Annotated in this window: 15 protein-coding genes; 8 read left to right on the plus strand and 7 right to left on the minus strand. The window is 63.7% G+C overall.

What is annotated here, in order from left to right; genetic code table 11:
• Positions 1 to 144 precede the first annotated feature (144 nt).
• Positions 145 to 1,164: a GlxA family transcriptional regulator gene (locus KSS97_RS15630; RefSeq protein ID WP_033864542.1), complete on the plus strand. Its 1,020-nt coding sequence runs from the start codon at positions 145 to 147 to the stop codon at positions 1,162 to 1,164.
• Between the two features lie 19 nt (positions 1,165 to 1,183).
• Here the strand turns inward: KSS97_RS15630 and KSS97_RS15635 are convergent, their stop codons facing one another.
• Positions 1,184 to 2,125 (minus strand): LysR family transcriptional regulator, encoded by a 942-nt coding sequence (locus tag KSS97_RS15635; RefSeq protein ID WP_303651110.1) that lies wholly within the window; start codon positions 2,123 to 2,125, stop codon positions 1,184 to 1,186.
• A gap of 310 nt (positions 2,126 to 2,435) precedes the next feature.
• Between KSS97_RS15635 and KSS97_RS15640 the strand changes: the two genes are divergently transcribed.
• The 3 genes from KSS97_RS15640 to KSS97_RS15650 all read left to right on the plus strand — a co-directional run bounded on the left by KSS97_RS15640 (position 2,436) and on the right by KSS97_RS15650 (position 4,735).
• A complete protein-coding gene (locus KSS97_RS15640) occupies positions 2,436 to 3,590 on the plus strand; it encodes a sensor histidine kinase (RefSeq protein ID WP_030140691.1) in 1,155 nt (384 codons plus the stop codon).
• Positions 3,591 to 3,609: 19 nt separating this feature from the next.
• Positions 3,610 to 4,260 (plus strand): response regulator transcription factor, encoded by a 651-nt coding sequence (locus tag KSS97_RS15645; protein ID WP_217859543.1) that lies wholly within the window; start codon positions 3,610 to 3,612, stop codon positions 4,258 to 4,260.
• A 100-nt stretch (positions 4,261 to 4,360) separates the two neighbouring features.
• Positions 4,361 to 4,735 (plus strand): response regulator transcription factor, encoded by a 375-nt coding sequence (locus tag KSS97_RS15650; RefSeq protein ID WP_217859544.1) that lies wholly within the window; start codon positions 4,361 to 4,363, stop codon positions 4,733 to 4,735.
• Positions 4,736 to 4,922: 187 nt separating this feature from the next.
• Here KSS97_RS15650 and KSS97_RS15655 read toward each other — a convergent pair whose 3' ends face one another.
• The 4 genes from KSS97_RS15655 to KSS97_RS15670 form a co-directional block, all read right to left on the minus strand.
• Entirely contained in the window at positions 4,923 to 7,361 is a 2,439-nt protein-coding gene (locus KSS97_RS15655; protein ID WP_217859545.1) for a TonB-dependent receptor, read from the minus strand.
• 68 nt (positions 7,362 to 7,429) lie between these two features.
• The gene (locus KSS97_RS15660) at positions 7,430 to 8,377 is read right to left on the minus strand and encodes a FecR domain-containing protein (protein WP_217859546.1); all 948 of its coding nucleotides are present in this window, start codon (positions 8,375 to 8,377) and stop codon (positions 7,430 to 7,432) included.
• Positions 8,374 to 8,883, minus strand: coding sequence for a sigma-70 family RNA polymerase sigma factor (locus KSS97_RS15665; protein WP_030140686.1), 510 nt, complete (start codon positions 8,881 to 8,883; stop codon positions 8,374 to 8,376). Before KSS97_RS15665 ends, KSS97_RS15660 begins: the two co-directional genes overlap by 4 nt.
• Positions 8,884 to 9,010: 127 nt before the next feature.
• Complete coding sequence (locus tag KSS97_RS15670; RefSeq protein ID WP_030140685.1) at positions 9,011 to 9,532, minus strand: SgcJ/EcaC family oxidoreductase; 522 nt, start codon at positions 9,530 to 9,532, stop codon at positions 9,011 to 9,013.
• 172 nt (positions 9,533 to 9,704) lie between these two features.
• Here KSS97_RS15670 and KSS97_RS15675 point away from each other — a divergent pair, with 172 nt between their 5' ends.
• From KSS97_RS15675 to KSS97_RS15690, 4 genes are read left to right on the plus strand one after another with little or no spacing between them, the layout of a single operon-like run.
• Entirely contained in the window at positions 9,705 to 10,889 is a 1,185-nt protein-coding gene (locus tag KSS97_RS15675; protein ID WP_030140684.1) for a sensor histidine kinase, read from the plus strand.
• Complete coding sequence (locus KSS97_RS15680; RefSeq protein ID WP_217859547.1) at positions 10,886 to 11,554, plus strand: response regulator; 669 nt, start codon at positions 10,886 to 10,888, stop codon at positions 11,552 to 11,554. Before KSS97_RS15675 ends, KSS97_RS15680 begins: the two co-directional genes overlap by 4 nt.
• Entirely contained in the window at positions 11,551 to 13,863 is a 2,313-nt protein-coding gene (locus tag KSS97_RS15685; RefSeq protein WP_217859548.1) for an ATP-binding protein, read from the plus strand. The genes KSS97_RS15680 and KSS97_RS15685 overlap by 4 nt, the downstream gene beginning before the upstream one ends.
• A complete protein-coding gene (locus tag KSS97_RS15690) occupies positions 13,860 to 14,336 on the plus strand; it encodes a response regulator (RefSeq protein WP_030140681.1) in 477 nt (158 codons plus the stop codon). The genes KSS97_RS15685 and KSS97_RS15690 overlap by 4 nt, the downstream gene beginning before the upstream one ends.
• On the opposite strand, the gene KSS97_RS15695 is transcribed toward KSS97_RS15690, so the two are convergent.
• Entirely contained in the window at positions 14,329 to 15,153 is an 825-nt protein-coding gene (locus KSS97_RS15695) for an energy transducer TonB (protein WP_198796415.1), read from the minus strand. The genes KSS97_RS15690 and KSS97_RS15695 overlap by 8 nt on opposite strands.
• Positions 15,150 to 15,596: a protein TolR gene (tolR, locus tag KSS97_RS15700; protein WP_217859549.1), complete on the minus strand. Its 447-nt coding sequence runs from the start codon at positions 15,594 to 15,596 to the stop codon at positions 15,150 to 15,152. Before tolR ends, KSS97_RS15695 begins: the two co-directional genes overlap by 4 nt.
• Positions 15,597 to 15,602 lie beyond the last annotated feature (6 nt).

Genomic DNA, 15,602 nt, shown 5'->3' on the forward strand with positions numbered 1-15,602 from the left:
CCTATATGGCATATGCATATCACTCGCAGATGCAGTGCGACCAACTTGACAATAGGCAGGCAGAGGATTAATCAGCCAGAGGCACCCGGCGCTGCGATGCGCACCGCCTCCCTTCTATTGCGCCAGAACCGAGCCGACGCGACCATGAACGAAATGACCCATGACATTCGCATCGCCGCCGAGCCGATGTCCCAACCTCGCGCGCTGGTCTTCCTCGCTTATCCGCAGATGGGACTGCTCGACCTGACTGGCGCCCAGACGGTTTTCTGGGCGGCCACCAAAGCCATGGCTGAACGCGGCCTGCCTGGTTATCGAATGCACACCGCGAGCCTGGACGGCGGGCTGATGCCCACCGCCGAAGGCCTGGTCGTTGCCACCTCTTCCCTGCGCGAGTTCGACGACGTCAGCGTCGACACGCTGATCGTGCCGGGCGCCCCGGACATCCGTCAGGCAATGATTGATTGTGTCGAGCTGGTGGACTGGCTGCGCGCCGCCTCGACCAAGGCCCGGCGCACGGCATCGGTGTGCAGCGGGACTTTCCTCATGGCCCAGGCCGGTTTGCTGGATGGTCGCCGCGCCGCCACGCACTGGGCCATGTGCGAGATGCTCAAGAGCGGCTTCCCGTTGATCGAAGTCGACCTCGACGCCATTTTCATCCAGCAGGACAAAGTCTGGACCTCGGCGGGCGTCAGCGCTGGCATCGACATGGCCCTGGCGCTGGTCGAAGCCGACTGCGGCCGCGACGTTGCGCTGCAAGTGGCGCGGGAACTGGTGGTGTTTCTCAAGCGACCTGGTGGGCAAGCGCAGTTCAGCCAGTTGTTGTTGGCGCAGACCCAGGACAGCGCCGGGTTCGATGAATTGCACGGGTGGCTCGCCGATCACCTGGACGAGGCCGACCTGACCATCGAGCGACTGGCTCGCCAGGCGCGCATGAGCCCGCGCAACTTTGCCCGGGTCTACAAGCGCCAGACCGGAAGAACCCCAGCCAAGGCCGTCGAGATGTTCCGCCTGGAAGCCGCGCGAAGAATGCTGGAGGACTCCGAGCGCAACATCGACCAGATCGCCCGTACCTGCGGCTTTGGTGATGAAGAACGGATGCGCCATACGTTCCAGCGCCACCTGTCGATTTCACCCCGCGAGTACCGCAACCGTTTTTCCCGTTGAGGCGGACGGCGCCGTCCCTTCACGCCACGCGTCGTGCTTGAAGGCGTGAGTCGGACACCTCGGCAAGAAACGCGCAGCACCGGGAGCGCAACCAACGCTCCCCCGGATCATTATGGGAAGTGCCGCGCCAGACCATCGTCAGCTCACGTTCTGGCAGCTGAAATGGCGCCGCCTCCGCCCGCAAGCCCGTCGCCATCGCCATGGCCCGGGCGACATAGTCCGGCACGATGGCGATCATGTCGCTGCCGGCCAGCAACCTCGGCAACGCGCTGAACTGTGGCACCGTCAGTACCACCCGCCGATGCCGACCCGCCAGGCTCAACGCCCGGTCCGAATCATCGATCACGTGCCCCATGGACGAAACCACCGCGTGGGGCCGGCGGCAGAACTCATCCAAGGACAATTCGCCGGGAAGCGAATCGGCCCGCAACAGCATGGGCCGGATCGGTCGCAAAGCCTTGCGCCGGGCGTTGGCCGGCAATTCCAGGGTGTGGCTGATCCCGACGGTGATCTCGCCGCACGCCAGCAACTGGCACATCTGCCATTGATCGGCGCGGCGCACCACCAGCGTCGTGCCGGGCGCTTCGACACGCAGGCGGTGCAACAGGTCTGGGAGCAAGGCGTATTCGACGTCATCGGACAGGCCAATGTGGAACGTGGCGTCGCTAGTGGCGGGGGCGAACGCCTGGCAGCGACTCAACGCGGCGGCGATTCCGTCCAGCGCCGGGGACAGGTTGGAAAAGATTTCCTCTGCCCGCGAGGTCGGCTCCATGACCCGGCCCGCGCGGATGAACAGGGGGTCATCGAACATCAGGCGCAGACGCGCCAGGGCGGCACTGATGGTCGGTTGACCGAGGAACAGTTTCTCGCTGACTCGGGTGACGTTTCGCTCGTGCATCATGGTTTCGAAGACAACCAGCAGATTGATGTCAGCACGACGCAGGTCATTTCTGTTCATCATGGTAGCCATTCCAGGCACAAGGCCAATGATTCAAGGAAAGTCGCACCCGGGACGTCTTGCAGGGCCGACGGCGGCAGAGTGCTTGAAGGTTACGCCAGGGCCCAGCGCGCGTCTGTTGTACCGGAGGACGCCCCACCCACGCTTTGGGTCGAGTCATCGATACCTGGGTATGTGGGGATGACTGCCAGGGTTGGCAGGATTTCAGGGTTTTATGTCCTACCCCAGGCCGAGGGCAACTTTTAAGATCAGGACCGATGCCCTGTTTCCTCCGTCGCCGGGGGTTGGATCAGCCAAAAAAAAGGCCTGCAGCGTGCCCACACCCGCCATGATGTTCAAGAACGTCTACCAAAGCCTGCGGCACAACCCTTGTCCGAAGGCGTCGACGCCCTCGAGGGGCATCAGCACCCACCCGCTGGTCAATGCCCTGGGCTGGGCAGTCGGCTTGGTGGTGGCCTGCGGGATTGTCATCATCAACTCCGAAACCCATTCCGACCTGGCCCCGACGCTGCTCTACATCACCTTGCTGCTGATGGCGGCGAATCTTTTTTCCATCAACCTGGTGATCACTGTCGCCCTGATGTGCATGTTCCTGCTGACGGCGATGTTCCTGTACAACGGCGGCTATCACCGCTGGGACTCAACCACGGGTTTCTTTCGCTGCCTGACGGCCCTGTCGGCCATCGCGTTCCTGGCACTGCGCAGCAAGCAGGCCTCGGACAGCCTGCGGCATCACCAGGCGTACCTGATCGAGGCCCAGGCCCAACTGGCCCACGCCACCCGATTGACCTCCCTGGGCGAAATGGCCGCCTCCATCGCCCATGAAGTGAACCAGCCGCTGACGGCCATCACCAGCAGCGGCGAGGCCTGTCGCCGCTGGCTGGAACGCCCGGTTCCCGACCTCAAGGAAGCCCTCGACTCGCTGGACCGGATCGTCGCCAACGCCCGCCGTGCCAGCGAGGTCATCAATCGTACCCGGGCGATGGCCCGCAAATGCGACCCTCTGCGCCGGCCCGAGTGCCTGGAGCCGATCGTCAGGGAATCGCTGGACCTGGTGCGCCACCAGCTGGCCCAGCACAAAGTCAGCGTGAAGCTGGAACTCGCGACGACGCCCAGCCAGGTCAGCGTCGACCGGGTGCAGTTGCAGCAGGTGATCATCAACCTGATCAGCAATGCGTGCCACGCCATGGAGACGGTCCAGGTGCGGGAGCGGATCCTTTTTGTGCGCACCTGGACCCAGGGCCAAGAGGTGCTGCTGGAGGTGGCGGACCAAGGCATCGGCATTCCCGCCGAGGCGCTGCCGTCATTGTTCAATCCCTTTTTCACCACCAAGGCAAACGGCTTGGGCATCGGCCTGTCCATCTGCCGCTCCATCATCGACTTCCATGACGGCAGGATCTGGGCCACCAGCGAGGCAGGCCGAGGCACTTCCTTCAGGTTTTCGCTGCCATTGATTTCCAACGCCTGACTTGTCACGGAAGCCGCCCATGAACCCAAGCCACGCCACTCACCCCGCCCCCGCGCATGACCCCATCGTCTACGTGGTCGATGACGATGCCTCGCTGCGCGACGCCCTTCGAAGCCTGCTGCGTTCCATTGGCCTGCGTGTCGAGCTGTTCGACTCGGTGGCGGAGTTCATGGGCCATCCGCGTCTCGACACGCCCAGTTGCCTGTTGCTCGACGTGCGCCTGCGCGGCACCAGCGGGCTGGATTTCCAGCAACAGTTGGCGAGCGCCGACATTCATTTGCCGATCGTATTCATGACCGGCTATGGCGACATCGCCATGACGGTACGGGCGATGAAGGCCGGCGCGGTGGATTTCCTGACCAAGCCGTTTCGCGAACAGGACCTGATCGATGCGGTGTCCCTCGCCCACCAGCGTGACCGGCTGCGCCGGGAAACCGAGCGCAACCAGCAAGCGCTCCATGAACGCCACGCCACCCTCACCGCCCGGGAACGCCAGGTGATGCAACTGGCCGCGTCGGGGCTAATGAACAAGCAGATCGCCGGGCAGATCGGCTTGAGCGAGATCACCGTCAAGATCCACCGTGGCCAGGCCATGCGCAAAATGGGCGCGCGTTCATTTGCCGACCTGGTGCGCATGGCCCAGGCCCTGGAACCTGTCGGCGACCGTTGAACGTTCATACCCACGTATACTAGCCGCGGCTTTTGGACAGCGTATCGTGCAGTGACTAGGTCGCCTTCATGGCCACCTGACATTACTGCCAGGTTTCGAAATGTCCGACACCGCAATTGTTTCAGTTATCGATGACGATGAATCGGTTCGAGTTGCATTGGATGGTTTGCTGCGCTCCCACGGTTATCACGTCAAGACTTACCCCAGCGCCGTGGATTTCTTGTCTTCGGCTGGATTTGAAAATACGGCGTGCTTGCTGTCGGACATTCAAATGCCGGGGATGACCGGAATCCAACTGTGCGATGAACTCTGTGCCCGCGGCATCGAGATTCCGCTTATCTTCATCACGGGCTTGCCCGCTGTGCCGCCGCTGGCCAGGCCGGGTTCCTACGGTCCGGTGGCGGTGTTTCCGAAGCCGTTCGATTGTGGGGAGTTGATGGCTTGTATTGAATCGGTGATGCAAGGGTTGGCGTGAGGACCTGCCTTTGTGGGAGCGAGCTTGCTCGCGAAGAGGCCGGCACATCCAACATCTCTATCGGCTGTAAAACCGCCATCGCGAGCAAGCTCGCTCCCACATTTGGATTTTTTGTAGCCAAAGCAGAGATGTACACAACAGCCCTTTGTGGGAGCGGGCTTGCTCGCGAAGAGACCAGTGCGTGCAACTAAAAATCCACGGTAGCCGAAACCAGATAAGTCCGAGGCGTCGCCAAGGTCAGCCCCGGTTCACTGTCATCCGAAGCCCCCGCCGAACTCCAATATCGCTTGTCCGCAACGTTCTCGATATTCGCCCGCAAGGTGATCTTCTTCTCATCCACCTTGAAGGCATACCGCGCCCCAACGTCGAAACGCTCCCAGGAATCGATCTCCTTGGTATTGGATGGGTCCAGGTACTGCGAACTGGAATAGATCCCTCGGCTGGTCAGGGTCAACCCCTGCACCGTCGGCACATCCCACTCCGCGCCGAGGTTGACGTTGTACTCCGGCGTCGCCGGCGCCCGGTTGCCGTCGAAGGCGGGGTTGGTGGTGTCGGTCAGTTCGCTGTCGATATACATCACGCCGCCAAGCAGGCGCACGCCTTTGAGCGGTTCGCCGAACACGCTCAGTTCCACGCCGGTGTTCTCACGCTTGCCGTTCGGGCCGAAGTCATTGGTCGTGGCGTCCGTGGCATAGGCCGGCTGTTTGATGCGAAACACCGCGGCGGTGACGGCGAGCGCGCCGGCATCGTACTTGGCGCCGAGTTCGACCTGGCGGCTGATGAACGGCGGGAAGATCTCGTCACGGTTATCGGCTGACGTCGGCGCGATCTTGCCCTGGCTCAGGCCTTCCATGTAATTGGCATAAAGGGACAATCTGTCGGTCGCCTTGAACAGGATCCCACCCGATGGCGAGATTTTTTCTTCGTCGTAGGCCGTGCGGCCTTTGATGCCATCGGACCAGTCGTCCACCTCCACGCGCTGCCAGCGGGCGCCGAGGGTCAGCAGCAGGCGGTCATCGAAGAAACCCAGAGTGTCGGACAGCGCGACGCCGCTGAAGTGGTTCTCGGTATAGACCTTCGGATCGGGACGTGTGGGGACGTTTGGCGTCGGTGTCTGCACCGGGTTGTACAGGTTGCTTCGGCCATTGGCGTAACGGGCGCCGCCGTTTTCGAAATCCATGTAGAAATAGCTGGCGGCCAGGTTGAGCTCATGGCTCACCGGCCCGGTGTGGAACCAGTTGCGCACGCCAGCGTTGGCGGTGCGGACATTCTCATCGCGGGTAAAGTCGCGAGGCGACACGGTGAAGTCGCCAGCGGCGTTGCTGACCAACACGTTGTGCCGCAGGAAATCATGATTGCTTTTTCGGGCTCCCGCGCCGCCGTAGAGCATGACGGAATCGTTGACGTCGAACTCGGCATTCACCGCGCCGAAGGTGTCTTCGGTACGCGCCTTGGTCCAGTGCTGGGCGTAGTTGCGACGCACGTCGCTGGCGTGGGGAATCGGCGCCGCGGCCGCCACCTGGACGCGCTCCTGGGGCGCATCGGTATCACGTTCGGTGTGGCCGATGTCGGTCGAAAGGCGCAAGCGCTCACCACGGAAATCCAGGCCCAGCACCGCCATCTCGCGATCGACGCTTTGATGATCCCAGTCGGTATCGCCGGACTGTTTCACCCCGTTGAAACGGACACCGAACTGGTTGTCCTCGCCGAAACGACGACCAACGTCCACGGCAGCGCCGGGTTGGCTGTCGGAGGCGTAGCTGCCCGTGATAGAGGTGATCGGCTGGTCGGTGGCGCGCTTGGGCACCACGTTGATCCCACCGCCGACGCTGCCACGCGGCGAGATTCCGTTGATGAGCTGGGTCGGCCCCTTGAGGATGTCGACGCGATCGGCCATTTCCATGTCGATCGTGTAGGTCGGCAAGATGCCGTAGAGGCCGTTGTAGGCGACGTCGCTGTTGAACAGGCTCAACCCACGGATGGTGAATTGTTCATAGCGGCCACCCGCCGGGTTGGTGGCGCGCACCGAAGGGTCGCTGGCGACCAGATCACCCAACGTCCGGGCCTGCAAGTTCTTCACCGTCTCGCCGGTGTAGGTGGTCATGCTGAACGGCGTTTCCATGAAGTCCCGCGAACCGAGCAACCCCTGTGAACCACGACGGGCGACCTGACCGCCGGCGTAGGGTTCGTCGCTCGCCGAACCGCTGGTGCCGAGAATCGAGGTAGGAGCCAGTTGCAGGCTGCTGCCTTCGGGCGCCGGGACCAGGATGTAGGCCTGCTCCCCGACTGCTTGCAATTGCAGGCCAGAACCTTGCAGCAACCGCGCAAAGCCCTCCTGCACGGCAAAATCGCCAGCAAGCCCGGCGCTGTCGCGACCGCTGACCAGGGCCGGATCCACCGACAGGTTGACCCCCGCCAACCCAGCGAAGCGGGTCAGCGCCGAACCGAGGCTGCCGGCCGGCACCTGATAGCTGCGCCGGGCGCTTTCTTCTGCCTGGCTGGGCGAGATGAAGAACGGACTGGTACTCAGGCTCAGCAGCAAGCCCAGCTTCAACAAGGGATGGCCCAACAGCGGACGCCAGCCAGCAACGGCCGGGCGCAAGTGCAAAGGTGTGACTGCGGACATGGGAGAACGCTCTCGTTTTCTGTTCAGTTGCCAGGAATGACAAGCGAGACAAAAAAAGGGGACAGGCTTCAGGCGATGTTTTTTCGCCGCGTCAAGGTGACCCAGTAACGGGTGCGCATCTGCACCTCCAGGGGCAGGCTGGCCGAAAGCAACGCGAGGATGCGATCGGTGTTGTCCAGCCGGAAGCTGCCGGTGACACGAAGCGATTCCAGGGTTTCGTCCCAGCGCAACACGCCCGGACGATAACGGTCCAGTTCACGGAGGAAATCCCCAAGGGGCTGGTCTTGCGCCACGAGCAAACCCTCACGCCAACCCAACTGTGCGACGTCGAACCTGTCGACTGGCCCCGCGCCAGAGGCTTGCAGGTCGATTTGCTGCCCCGCTTCCAGCGTCACCGCTGGGCCGCGTAACGGTTGTAGCAATACCGAGCCGCTGAGCACCGAGGCATGACAGCTGCGCTCATCCAGGCGGATACACGCTTCGCTTCGATCGATCGTGATGACGCCGTACGGCCCTTGCACCGCCAAAGGCGTGGTTCCGCTGACCCTGAGGGAAATCTCTCCGCGCACCAGCACCAGGCGACGGGCCTTGAGGTCCAGGTCCACGGCGCTGTCGGTGTTCAACTGCAAGCTGCTGCCATCGGCCAAGGTCCAACGGCGTTGCTCACCGGTGGCGGTGTGCAGGTCGGCGCGCCAGACGTCCAGTGGCAATTCGCGGCCCAACAGCCAGGCCGTTGGCACCAGGGCGGCGACGCCCAGTGCGCGCTTGAGCACGGCGCGGCGGGCCAGCGCCGGACGATCAAGGGTGGCCATGCCCAACGAAGGCGGCACCCCGGCGAATCGCTGGCGCAGTTGCTGGGCTTTCTGCCACGCGGCCTCGTGCTCCGCGTTGCTGTCGCGCCAGCGTTGCAGCGCGACGTGGTCGACGCCCTCCTCGCCGGATTCGATCATCGCCAGCCACCGGGCTGCCGCACGGGCCACTTCGCGGGCCTCGGGCGTCGGCGCCTGGCGAGTCAAAGGTCCACCAGCAGGCAATGCTCATAAGCCTGGGCCATGTAGCGCTTGACGGTGCGCTCGGACACCTGCAGGCGCTCGGCGATGTCCCGGTAGCCCAGCCCTTCGAGCTGGCTCCACAGGAATGCCCTGCGCACCAGCGGCGGCAGGCCGTCGAGCAGTTCATCCAGGGCGTGCAGGGTTTCGAGCAGCAGCCAACGTTGTTCCGGCGACGGTGCACAGGCTTCAGGCAGGTTCGCCAACGCGTCGAGATAGGCTTGTTCCAGGTTGCGGCGGGTATAGAAGTTGCTCAACAGCCGCTTCCCCACCGTCAGCAGGTACGCGCGCGGCTCTTGCAGGTCGGCCAATGGCTGGGCACTGGACAACACACGCAGGAACGTATCCTGGCGCAGGTCGGCGGCATCCCAGGCGTTTCCCATGCGACGCCGCAGCCAACCTTCGAGCCATCCGCCGTGATCGCGGTATAACGCATGCAGGGCGTGCTCCGCCGGCTTTGCTGCATCAAGCATGTGAGGAAGCCCTGGACTAGAATGTCGTGAATGAGACTGATTCTAATTAATATCCGCGGGCTATTCCAAGGCTTTAATACGGGAATGTATGAAACCGGCGCCCTGGATCACCAGGGCGCCGCCGATCTCAATGGCTGGCGTGGAGTGTCTTCGGCACTTCAGGCATGGCCGACGAGTGATGGTTGATGATCTTCCATTGCCCGTCGAGTCGCTCGTAGAGGAAGGTGTAGCGCGCCTGGACTTCGCGCTTGGTACCGTCCGCCTGGGTCAGGGTGAAGGTATAGACTCCGCTGTCCATCGCAGCGTCCGGCCCAAGGTGACGGATTTCCCGGTAATTGATCACGCCCACCGGCTTGCCGGTCAGGAAGTGCGCAAAGTAATCCTGGATCTGCTCAGGTGTGCTGCGCACCTTGTTGGACACAGTCGGTTGCAATATCGCGTCCGGCGCGTAGAGCGCTGTCACGGCACTGGCGCTGCCGGTTTGCAGTGCCGCGTTCCAACGGTCGAACAACCCGGCAATCTCCCGGTCGGTTTGCTTCTGCGGTTGCTCGGCGACGGTGCGGTATACGAACGGCACTGTTTCCACGGCCTGGACAAATGGCGCGGCCAGCAGGAAAAAAGCGGCGATGGCACAGGTTTTCATTTTCATCGTTGTGGTCCTTTGGGTTTCAATGGCCACACTTTGCCGATTCACCCGGCGCTCGCCATCGGCCAACCGGTGCTGATCGCCTATGCCATTCGGCAGATAGGCTGAGTGCCGATCGCAAGGTCTAATGACGCCATCCGAACCAGGCCACTTCCCGTCCATGCTGGAGTTTCTCATGCAAAGCCCACCCCACGACCCCGGCAGTGCCCTGGCGATCCGTAGCCAATACCGCCAGTCGCAAAGTCGCGCGGCACGCCTGGGCCTGTTGTTGGGCACCGGCCATGAGTTGACCCGCCTGCCATTGGTGCAGATGCGCCAGCGGGCGGTGCAGCGAGCGTGCGCATTCGTCGCCATGGACCATGGCCTGTTGCTGGAGTGGACGCCGGAATCCACGCTGCAAACCGTTGCCAGCCACGGTAGTGCCGAGGGGCTCGGCCTGCTCGCGAACCTGGCGCAGCCCTCGGCGCCCGAACCGCAATGGTTGGACTGCCCCGGCAAAGCCCTGGCGCAGGTCTTGCGCGTGCCGTTGCGAGGGGCCGACGGCATCGTGTTTGGTGCCCTGCTGCTGGGCAACAGCGTGCCCTTGGGCGCCCCCGACAACGAAGACATCGAATCCCTGCAATTGCTCGCGACGCTGCTGGCGGCACACCTGGAGAACAGCCGCCTGCTCCAGGCGCTGCAAGCCCGGGAGCGGACGATGTCCGAGCTGGTCCATCGACTGTTCAGCGCCCAGGAAGACGAACGCAAGCGCGTGGCGTATGACCTTCATGACGGCCTGGCGCAGAACCTCGCCGGGCTGCACCAGCGTCTGCAAGGCTTCGCCGGGCGCTGCCCGCCAATGCCGTCGGCGCTGGACAACGAACTCCAGGCCATCCTCGACCTGGCCCAGCGCTGCGTCGGCGAGAGTCGGCAATTGATTGGCGGCCTTCGCCCCCATGTGCTGGACGATTTCGGCCTGTACAGCGCCATCGACAAGGAAGCCGATCGCCTGCGCGAGGCCGGGCTGATGGTGGACTGGGCCGAGCACAGTGCCGTGCGACTGCCGGCAAACATCGAGATCGCCCTGTTCCGCATCGCCCAGGAAGGCATCAACAACATTCTCAAGCATGCCCGAGCCCGGCAGGTATGCCTGGGCTTGGCGGTGCATGACAGGCGGGCCACGTTGCGGGTCGAGGACGACGGCCGTGGCTTTGCCCTCGAACTGCCCATCGAAAGCCGTGGCTCCAGCCACCTGGGCCTGGCGGCGATGCAGGAACGCGCCAGCCTGCTCGGTGGCCATCTGGACTGTCGCAGCGAACCCGATGGCGGCACTCGTTTGTCGGCCAGCGTGCCGCTGTCCACCCAAGGAGCTCATTCATGAAGCATCCCCTGCGCCTGCTATTGGCCGATGATCACGAAGTCACCCGCACCGGTTTCATTTCCATGCTGGCCGGCATCGAGGGGTTCGAAGTGGTCGGCCAGGCCTACGACGGCCAGGAGGCACTCGACCTGTGCGAGCGGTTGCAACCGGACATCGCCATCCTCGATATCCGCATGCCGGTGCTCAACGGCCTCGGTGCGGCGCGCATCCTCAAGCAACGCCAGCCACAGATCAAAGTGATCGTCTTCACCATGGACGACAGCCCCGACCACCTCGAGGCCGCCATCGCAGCGGGTGCCGTCGGCTATTTGCTCAAGGATGCCAGCCGTGCCGAGATGCTCGATGCGCTGAAACGGGTCGCCCAGGGCGAGGAGGCCCTGAACAGCGCGGTCAGCGCCCGCCTCTTGCGGCGCATGGCCGAGCGCGGCGCCAGCGGTGCGCCACAGGTCCAGGCCCTGACGACACGGGAGCGACAAGTGCTCGGCCTGGTCGCCAGTGGGTTCAGCAACCGTGAGATTGGTGAAAAACTCGGCATCGCCCCCGGCACTGCGAAAGCCCACGTGGAGCGGGTCATCGGCAAGCTTGGCGCCGCCGACCGGACCCAGGCCGCGGTACGCGGTGTCGCCCTTGGGCTGGTCGCGCAGCCTTCCGGACAATGGCCATGAGGTTTCTCGCCGCCCGCCGTTGGGCCAACCTGCCCTTGCGCGGCAAGGCCTTGGTGGTGATCTCCCTACCGCTGGTGGTCTTGCTGCTGTCCCTGGTGCTGATCTACATCACCGAGCGCCAGACCGCCCGCGCCGAAGAAGATGTACGACGGGTGCTGCTGGTACAGGGCGACATCCAGGCAGTGCACACCTTGCTGGCCGAAGCGGCCGCCAGCGTGCGTGGCTATCTGCTGACCCGCCGCGAAGATTTCCTGCCCGGCTATGAACAGGCCACGCCCAAGATCCAGGCCGCGCTGCAACGCCTGGATCACAATATCCGCGACGCCAGGATGCGCGAGCACCTCAAGACCATCACGCCGCTGATCGCCGAGAAACTCAAGGGGCTGGTTGCCCTGCGCACGGGCAAGGGTGATGACACCGCAACCATCACCGCGATCCTGATCGAAAACAAACAGGTCCTCGACGTGTTGCGCGAACAGATCAGCGCCATGCGCATACGCGAAGACGCCCTGCTCGCCGAACGCAGCGCCGCCGCCTCGGCCACGCGCATGCGCCTGTTGTTCGCCACCCTGCTGGCGGCGGTGTGCGGACTGTTTGGCGCCATCGTCGCGGTGCTGTTCCTGTCCAAGGGCATCGTTGCCCGGGTCCAGAAGGTGCAAGGCAACGCCCAACGCCTGGCGCTCGGCCAACCACTGTTGCCACAGCCGCCGGAGCGGGATGAAATCGGCCAATTGGGCACCCGCCTGGTGGAGGCCGGGCAGTTGCTCGCCGAGCGCGAGCGCGCCTTGCGCGATAACGAAGAACGCCTGCGGCTGATCATCGACGGTGTGAAGGACTATGGAATTTTCGCCCTGGACGCCCAGGGCCACGTCATCACGTGGAATGTCGGCGCCGAACGGATCAAGGGCTATACCGAGCAGGAAGTGCTCGGCCGGCATTTCTCGCTGTTCTACCTGGCCGAAGAATGCCCGGCGCACCCGGACATGGCGTTACTCGAGGCCACCCGCGACGGCCATTACATGGAAGAAGGCTGGCGATGCCGCAAGGACGGCAGTCGCTTCTGGGCCAGCGTGGTGATCACCGCGCAATACGACAGCACCGGCGCCCTGCGCGGCTTCTCGAAAATCACCCGCGACATTACCGACCGGCGTGCCGCCGAGATCGCCCTGCGCACGGCCCGTGAAGAAGCCGAGAGCGCCAGTCGCGCCAAGAGTGAATTCCTGTCGCGCATGAGCCATGAACTGCGCACGCCGTTGAATTCCATCCTGGGTTTCGCGCAACTGCTGGACATGGATTCCGTTGCCGGCCAGCGTCCCCACGTCAGTCATATCCTGCGGGCCGGCCAGCATTTGCTGGCGTTGATCAACGAAGTGCTCGACATCGCCCGGATCGAAGCGGGCCGCTTGCCGCTGAACATCGAACCGATCGGATTGCCGGCGGTGCTTCACGAGGCGTTGACCCTGGTGTCGCCAATGGCCGCCGACGCCGGCATCCACCTGGCCGAGCTCCCCTTGCTGCCCGACGGCAGCGGCGTGCTTGCCGACCGCCAGCGCCTGGTCCAGGTGCTGCTGAACTTATTGTCCAACGCCATCAAGTACAACCAACCGGGCGGCGAGGTGCGCATCGAGGTCCTCATCGAAGCCCCCCAGGTCAGCATCGCCATCAGCGACACCGGGCAAGGCATCGCCCCCGAGCTGTTGGACCAGCTGTTCAAGCCATTCGAACGCCTCGGCGCCGATCCCCAGGTCGAAGGCACCGGCCTCGGCCTTTCCCTGAGCAAGAGCCTGCTGGAGATGATGCAAGGCAGCCTGCAAGTGCGCAGCGATCCGGGACAAGGCTGCTGCTTCACCTTGCAACTGCCCTGCGCCCATGTGTCCGGCTCTCAACTGCCACCCATGGTTGCGTTGGAAGTGGCGCGACCGCGCACCGAATTCGATGGCAAGGTGTTGTGCATCGAAGACAACCTGTCGAGCCTGGCCCTGATCGAAACCTTGATGCAGCGCCGTCCGGGGATCCAGTTGTTGTCGAGCATGCAAGGCCAGATGGGCCTCGACCTGGCTCGCCAGCACACGCCGCAGTTGATCTTGCTGGACGTGACATTGCCTGACCTGGATGGCCTGGAAGTGCTGCGCCGCCTGCGCCAATCCTCGACCACCGCGTCGACGCCGGTGCTGATGATCACCGCCGACGCCAGCGACCTGACCCACCGCGCCTTGCACGATGCGGGGGCGACGGCGATCCTGACCAAACCCATTCATATCCAGGCCTTCCTCGGCCATCTCGAACGCTATCTACCGGAGTCCGCATGAATCGCGATTTGCGCATCCTGATCATTGACGATCAGCGCCCCAACCTGGACCTGATGGAGCAGTTGCTGGCCCGTGAGGGGCTGCACAATGTGCTGAGCAGCACCGAGCCGTTGCGCACCCTCGATCTGTTCAACAGTTTCGAGCCGGACCTGGTTATCCTCGACTTGCATATGCCCGCATTCGACGGCTTCGCCGTGCTGGAGCAACTCAACCGGCGGATCCCGGCCAATGACTATTTGCCGATCCTGGTACTGACCGCCGACGCCACCCGCGACACTCGCTTGCGCGCGTTGGCGCTGGGCGCGCGGGACTTCATCAGCAAGCCCCTCGATGCGCTGGAAACCATGCTGCGCGTGTGGAACCTGCTGGAAACCCGGGCGCTTTATAAATCGTTGCGCACCTTGGTCCCCGCCCAACAAATCGAATTGCTGCGTCAGCACCGGCCCACCACCGAGGCCCACCAGACTATTTGATTCGGTAGTGAAACGTATTCCTGACCGCCGGCACCGGGACCGCCCTGCCATCAACGATCCGCGGCTGGTAGCGGAATGTCTGGGCGGCCGCCAGGGACGGTCGGATGAACAATGGGTGACAGCCATCGAGCACCCTCGGGTTTTCGATCTTCCCTTCCGGCGTCACGCTGTATTCCACGGTGCAATCACCTTCCAACCCTTTGTCCAGTGCCCGTTGCGGATAGTCCGGGGCCTCTTTGCTCAGGGGCAGATAGCTGCGGCTGTCGGCGGCCAGGCGCGCCTGTTCGGCACGACGTTGCTGGGCGAGCGCTTCGGCCTGTTGGGCCTGGCGTTGTTGCTCGACAGCCTGTTGCCGGGCAGTCTGCTGCTCGGCTTCGTGCCGACGACGTTCGCTTTCCTGGCGCTGCCGTTGCTCATCGGCCTGTTGCTCGCGCTTGCGTTCCTCGACCCGCTTGCGAGCTACAGCTGCCTGCTCCAGCTTCTTTGCCTGGAGCTGCGGATCAGGCGTTGTCTCGACCGGCTTGGGACGTGGCGCTTCGACCGGTGGCGCAGGCGCTTCGATTGATGGCGGCGCGGCAACTGCCACGGGCGCGGGCGCCTCGGGAATCGGCGCCGGTGGCAGGATAACCAGTTGCGTACGCAACACCCGAGGCGCCTCCACTAGCGGTTTCTCCACTGTCCAACCCGCCGCCAGCATGACGACAACGGCGGCGTGCAACGCCACGGCACCGCCTGCCGCCAAGCCGTTTCTCCAAAAACCGTCACGCTCCAGCGCGGGCCAACCCGTGGACGAACCGTGCATGATCATCGCCGTCATCGTTCAGCCTCGGTCACCAGTCCCAGGTTGCTTACCCCGCCTTGCTGCAGGGCCGCCATGGCGGCGACGACCCGGGCATAATCGGCGTGGCCATCGGCCCGGATATAGACCTGGGTATCGCTGTGCTCGGCCACGACCTGCGCCACCTTCATGCGCAGTTGATCCAGGTCCACCGCGCTGTCGGTCTGCTGGTGGGTGTCCAGCTCACCGCCGAGGTTCCAGTAGTAACCGCCCTCGGCTTTCACCGACAACGTCAGGATCCGCTGACGGCTGTCGTTGGCCAAGGCTTCGCTGGCAACCTTGGGCAGCTCGATCTTCACACCTTGGGTCAGCATCGGCGCGGTGACCATGAAGATCACCAGCAACACCAGCATGACATCGATGTAAGGCACCACATTCATTTCGGCCTTGGGCCCGTGCTTGCGTTGCGGCTTGACTAACATCTGCCC

Origin of the sequence: Pseudomonas alvandae (genome assembly GCF_019141525.1) — a bacterium.
In the GTDB taxonomy this organism is placed as follows: Bacteria; Pseudomonadota; Gammaproteobacteria; order Pseudomonadales; family Pseudomonadaceae; genus Aquipseudomonas; species Aquipseudomonas alvandae.